General features: G+C 64.2%; 4 protein-coding genes. All 4 read left to right on the top strand.

The annotated features are described in order from the left end of the window. Positions 1-90: 90 nt before the first annotated feature. Genes NUV89_RS27120 through NUV89_RS27105 form a run of 4 tightly spaced genes read left to right on the top strand, consistent with a single transcriptional unit; the run spans position 91 to position 5,358 of the window. The gene (locus NUV89_RS27120; RefSeq protein ID WP_257783733.1) at positions 91-1,434 is read left to right on the top strand and encodes a 3-oxoacyl-ACP reductase; all 1,344 of its coding nucleotides are present in this window, start codon (positions 91-93) and stop codon (positions 1,432-1,434) included. 3 nt (positions 1,435-1,437) lie between these two features. After that, positions 1,438-2,328, top strand: coding sequence for a MaoC/PaaZ C-terminal domain-containing protein (locus NUV89_RS27115; RefSeq protein WP_257783732.1), 891 nt, complete (start codon positions 1,438-1,440; stop codon positions 2,326-2,328). Then, positions 2,325-3,623 (top strand): acetyl-CoA C-acetyltransferase, encoded by a 1,299-nt coding sequence (locus tag NUV89_RS27110; RefSeq protein WP_257783731.1) that lies wholly within the window; start codon positions 2,325-2,327, stop codon positions 3,621-3,623. The genes NUV89_RS27115 and NUV89_RS27110 overlap by 4 nt, the downstream gene beginning before the upstream one ends. Positions 3,624-3,654: 31 nt before the next feature. Beyond that, the gene (locus NUV89_RS27105; protein WP_257783730.1) at positions 3,655-5,358 is read left to right on the top strand and encodes an AMP-binding protein; all 1,704 of its coding nucleotides are present in this window, start codon (positions 3,655-3,657) and stop codon (positions 5,356-5,358) included. The last annotated feature ends 76 nt before the right edge of the window (positions 5,359-5,434 follow it).

The raw sequence follows: 5,434 nt of genomic DNA, 5'->3' as shown, positions 1-5,434 counted from the left end.
ACAGGTATCAGGCACACCGCTATCGCAGGCAAGCCAGCTCCCACAGGGATCGGGTTTACAGGTCAAGACAGTGTGTGAGTGGATCTTTCTATGAGTGACAGCTATTTATCGTTCGTCAATTCTCCCTGGGGCCGCCGCCTGGCCCAGGCCATCGGCTTGCCGCAACCGCTGCCATTGCAGCGCCATCGCAGCGGCCAGCAGGGCTTGGCCAACCCGGTGATCGTCGCCGGGGCAGGGCGCTTGGCTGCGCAGGTGCAACAGCTGTTCAGCGCCACCGATACGGTGACTGCCGCTGCGGCCACGCTCAAGGCGCCGTCCACCGGCAAGGTGCAGGGCGTGGTGTTCGACGCCAGTGGCGTGAACGGCCTGCAACAGCTGGATGAGCTGTACGAATTCTTCCACGCCAATGGCAAACGTCTCAGCCAACATGGCCGTGTGGTGGTCCTCGGCACCGCGCCGGAACACTGCGCGGACTTGCCCCAGGCCATCGCCCAGCGTGCCCTCGAAGGCTTGGTGCGCTCCCTGGCCAAGGAGCTACGCCGTGCGATCACCGTGCAATTGCTCTACGTGGCACCTGGGGCCGAAGCGGCGCTGGACAGCAGCCTGCGCTTCTTTCTGTCGCGCCGCTCGGCCTACGTCTCGGGGCAAGTGGTGCGCGTGGAGAAAGCCGTGGACGGCCAGGTGACCGTCAACTGGGACAAGCCTTTCGCCGGTCGCCGCGCGCTGGTCACGGGTGCCTCCCGTGGCATCGGCCTGGCGATTGCCCAGGTGCTGGCCCGCGACGGTGCCCATGTGGTGTGTGTGGATGTGCCCCAGGCCCAGGAGTCGCTGCAACACGCGGCGGCCAGTGTGGGCGGCTCGGCATTGCCGTTGGACATCACTGCCGCCGACGCCGCCGCATTGCTGCGCACCCATGTCAGCCAATACGGCGCATTCGATGTGGTGGTGCACAACGCCGGGATCACCCGCGACAAGACCATCGCGAAAATGACCGAAACCGCGTGGCGCAGTGTGTTGGCGGTCAACCTGGACGCGCCCTTGCGCCTGACTGAAGCGTTGCTGGACAGTCAGGGCCTCAACCCCGGTGGGCGCATTGTGTGCGTGTCGTCGATCTCCGGCATCGCCGGCAACCTCGGGCAAAGCAACTACGCCACCTCCAAGGCCGGGGTGATTGGCCTGGTGCAAGGCCTCGCGCCACGTGCGGCGGCGCAGCAGGTCACGGTGAATGCGGTGGCGCCAGGGTTTATCGAAACCCAGATGACCGCGAAGATTCCGCTGATGATCCGCGAAGCCGGGCGGCGCATGAATTCGCTGCATCAGGGCGGGCAGCCGATTGATGTGGCCGAGACGATCGCCTGGCTGGCGCACCCGGCTTCCGGTGGGGTCAACGGACAAGTCGTACGGGTGTGCGGGCAAAGCCTGCTGGGAGCTTGAGTGATGGACTACGTGACGCAGATTATCGATCCACCGCCGTCGCGCACCCGGCTGCTGCTCGACGGCGTGCGCGCCTTGCGCAAGCCAGAGCTGGACGGCGCGCCGGGATTGCCCACGGAACGCCTGGTGCGTTCGGCAGTGGCGTTGCAGGCCGCCGATATTGCCGCCTATGGCCGTGCCTGCGGGTTTCGCCCGGAGCAGGGCGTGCCATTGTCCTATCCCCATGTGCTGGCGTTCCCGCTGCACTTGATGTTGCTGACACGGCCGAGCTTTCCGTACCCGGCCAGCGGCATGGTGCACCTGGCCAATCGTATTCGTCAGCATCAACGCTTGCAGGAAGACCAGGCGCTGCGCCTGGAAGTGTATTGCGAGCGCTGGGTCGCCCATGCCAAGGGCCAGGCGCTGAGCATCGCCACCCGTGCCTACAGCGCGGGCACCCTGGTGTGGGAAAGCGACAGCCTGTACCTGCGCCGGGACGTCAAGGACCCCGTCGGCGAACCCTGGAATGATGCCTTGGCGTTGCAGGAAGAAGGCCTGCTGCGCACCCAGCGTTGGGTGCTGCCTGCCGATCTGGGCCGGCGCTTTGCCCGGGTGTCGGGGGACTTCAACCCGATCCACACCTCGCTGATCGGCGCCAAGCTCTTTGGCTTTCGCCGCGCCATCGCCCACGGCATGTGGACCCTGGGCCGCGCACTTGCCGCCCAGCAACCGCCCGGTGGGCTGGGTCAGGCCGAGGCGCATTGCGACTTCAAACTGCCGATCTTCCTGCCCGGCCAGGTCGCGCTGTGGAATCACCCCGCGAGCGGTCCGCGCCGCGAGTTCGAAGTGCGCAATTTTGCGGGTGACAAACCCCATATGCGTGGGCTTTTTATCTGGAATGAGAGCGCTCGATGAGTGAGTACAGTTTCAACCCGGCGCCGGTTCGCCGCGTGGCGATTATCGGCGGCAACCGCATCCCGTTTGCCCGTTCCAACACGGTGTACGCCCACGACAGCAATCAGGACTTGTTGGTGGCGGCGCTGCAGGGCCTGGTGGACCGCTACAACCTGCACGGCCAGCGCCTCGGGGAGTTTGCCGCGGGGGCGGTTATCAAGCATTCGCGGGATTTCAACCTGGCGCGTGAGTCGCTGCTGTCCACCACCTTGTCGCCGGATACGCCGGCCTATGACGTGCAGCAAGCCTGCGGCACCGGCCTGGAGGCGGCGTTGCTGGTGGCTAATAAAATCGCCCTCGGCCAGATCGACGTGGGCATCGCCGGAGGGGCCGATACCACTTCCGACGCGCCCATCGGCATCAACGAATCCCTGCGTCACACCTTGCTCGCGGCCAACCGCGCCAAAGGCCTTGGCGGCAAGTTGCAGACCTTGCTCAAGGTGCGCCCGTCGATGTTTTTCAAACCGCTGCTGCCGCGCAATGGCGAGCCGCGTACCGGCTTGTCCATGGGCGAGCACTGTGAAGCCATGGCCCAGCGCTGGCAGATCAAGCGCCTGGCCCAGGATGAGCTGACGCTGACCAGTCACCAGCGCCTGGACGCAGCCTACAAACGTGGGTTTTTCGACGACCTTATCAGCCCCCATCGCGGCCTGGCCCGGGACAACAACCTGCGCGCCGACACCAGCCTGGCCAAGCTCGCCAGCCTGGCGCCGGCCTATGACCGTGACAACGGCAGCCTCACCGCCGGCAACTCGACACCGCTGACCGATGGCGCCTCGGTGGTGTTGCTGGCCAGTGAAGAATGGGCCGCGGCCAATGGCTGGCCGGTGCTGGCCTACCTGCGCACCGGCGAGACGGCGGCGGTGAATTTTGTCGATGGTCGTGAAGGCCTGCTGATGGCCCCGGCCTACGCCGTGCCGCGCATGCTCCAGCGCGAAGGCCTGAGTTTTGCCGACTTTGATTTCTTCGAGCTCCATGAAGCCTTTGCCGCACAGGTGCTGTGCACCCTCAAGGCCTGGGAAGACGCCGATTACTGCCGTGAACGCCTGGGCCTGGATGCACCGCTGGGCAGCATCGACCGCGCCAAAATGAATGTGAATGGTGGCTCCCTGGGCTGCGGCCATCCCTTTGCCGCCACTGGCGGCCGGCAACTGGCGACGCTGGCCAAGACCATTCATGAGAACGGCGGCGGCCGAGGCCTGATTTCGATCTGTGCGGCGGGCGGCCTGGGCATTACCGCCATCGTCGAAAAGTAGCGCTATCCAAAACAACAATAAGGAAACTGCCATGAGCACTGTAAGCCTGGAACAAACCGAACGGATCTGGTTGGACGCTTACCTGCCCGGCGTGCCGGCCGACATCGACGCGGGCATTGAGGCTTACCCGTCGCTGCGGGAAGTGTTCCTGGAGCACCTGGAAAAATTTCGCGAGCGTGTTGCCTACGTCAGCATCGGCACGGAAATGACCTACGCCGACTGGGAAGTCCAGGGCTTCGCGTTTGCCGCGTGGCTACAGGGCCAGGGGGTGAAAAAGGGCGACCGCGTGGCGCTGATGATGCCCAACTGCTTGCAGTACCCGATCTGCCTGCTGGGCACGATCCTGGCCGGTGCGGTGGTGGTCAACGTCAACCCGCTGTACACCTCCCACGAACTCAAGCACTTGCTCAAGGACAGCGAAGCCGAAACCGTGGTGATCTTCGAGAACTTCGCCCACACCCTGGAAAAAGTCATTGCCGGCAGCAGCGTCAAGCGCGTGGTGATCGCGGCCATCGGCGACCTGCTCGGCACCTTCAAGGGCGCGGCGATGAACTTCATCCTGCGCACCGTGCAAAAACAGGTGCCAGCGTTCAACCTGCCGGGGGCGTTGCGGTTCAATCGGGTGCTCAAGCAAGGGCGCGCCCTGAACCACTTCCCGGTGGCCATGCAGCTCGATGACCTGGCGTTCCTGCAATACACCGGGGGCACCACCGGGGACGCCAAGGGCGTGATGCTCAGCCACCGCAATATCATCGCCAACCTGCTGCAAGCCAAGGCCTGGGTCGGCGACCAACTGGACCAGGACAAGCAGGAAACCAACGTCACCCTGCTGCCGCTGTATCACATCTTTTCCCTGACGGTGAACTGCCTGATGTTCATGTGCCTGGGCGGGCGCAACATCCTGATCGCCAACCCACGGGACGTGAAACGGGTGCAGATGATCCTGCGCAAGGAGCGCTTCAACGGCATCGCCGGGGTCAACACCTTGTTTAATGGCTTGCTGGAGAACAAGGAGTTCTGCGCGCGGGACTTTTCCGACCTGCGCATGGTGATCGCCGGCGGCATGGCGACGCACACGGCGGTGGCTAAGCGCTGGCAGGAAGTCACTGGGTTGCCGATCATCGAAGGATACGGCCTGACGGAGTGCTCGCCGGTGGTGAGCATCAGCCCGATCAACATTGCGCGCATGCGCGAGATGGAATTTACCGGCAGCATCGGCGTGCCATTGCCGTCGACCTGGGTGCGTTTTGTGCGTGAAGACGGTGAGCTGGCCGAGGTTGGCGAGCAGGGCGAGCTGCAAGTGCGCGGGCCACAGGTGATGCAGGGCTACTGGAAACGCCCGGATGCAACGGCCGAGGTGCTGGATGCCGAGGGGTGGCTGTCGACCGGCGATATTGGGGTGATGGACGCGCGCGGTTACATCCGCTTGGTGGACCGCAAGAAGGACATGATCCTGGTCTCGGGTTTCAACGTGTACCCCAATGAAATCGAAGATGTGGTGGCACTGCACCCGGGTGTGGGCGAGGTGGCGGCCATCGGCGTGGAAGACCCGGTGACGGGTGAGAAGGTGAAGATCATCGTGGTGCGCAAGGACCCGGACCTGACGCAGGAACAGATTCTTGCGCACTGCCGGGAGTATCTGACGGGGTACAAGGTGCCCAGGTATGTGGAGTTTCGGACGACGGAATTGCCCAAGACTACCGTGGGCAAAGTGCTGCGCCGGGCGTTGCGCTGATTCGAAGGCGTCGCCGATCGAAATGTGGGAGCGGGCTTGCTCGCGAAGGCGGTGGATCAGTTGTTACATGTGCTGA

Origin of the sequence: Pseudomonas sp. 18.1.10, from assembly GCF_024655625.1 — a bacterium.
Lineage (GTDB): Bacteria > Pseudomonadota > Gammaproteobacteria > Pseudomonadales > Pseudomonadaceae > Aquipseudomonas.
This window is presented reverse-complemented; position numbering and strand designations above follow the sequence as displayed.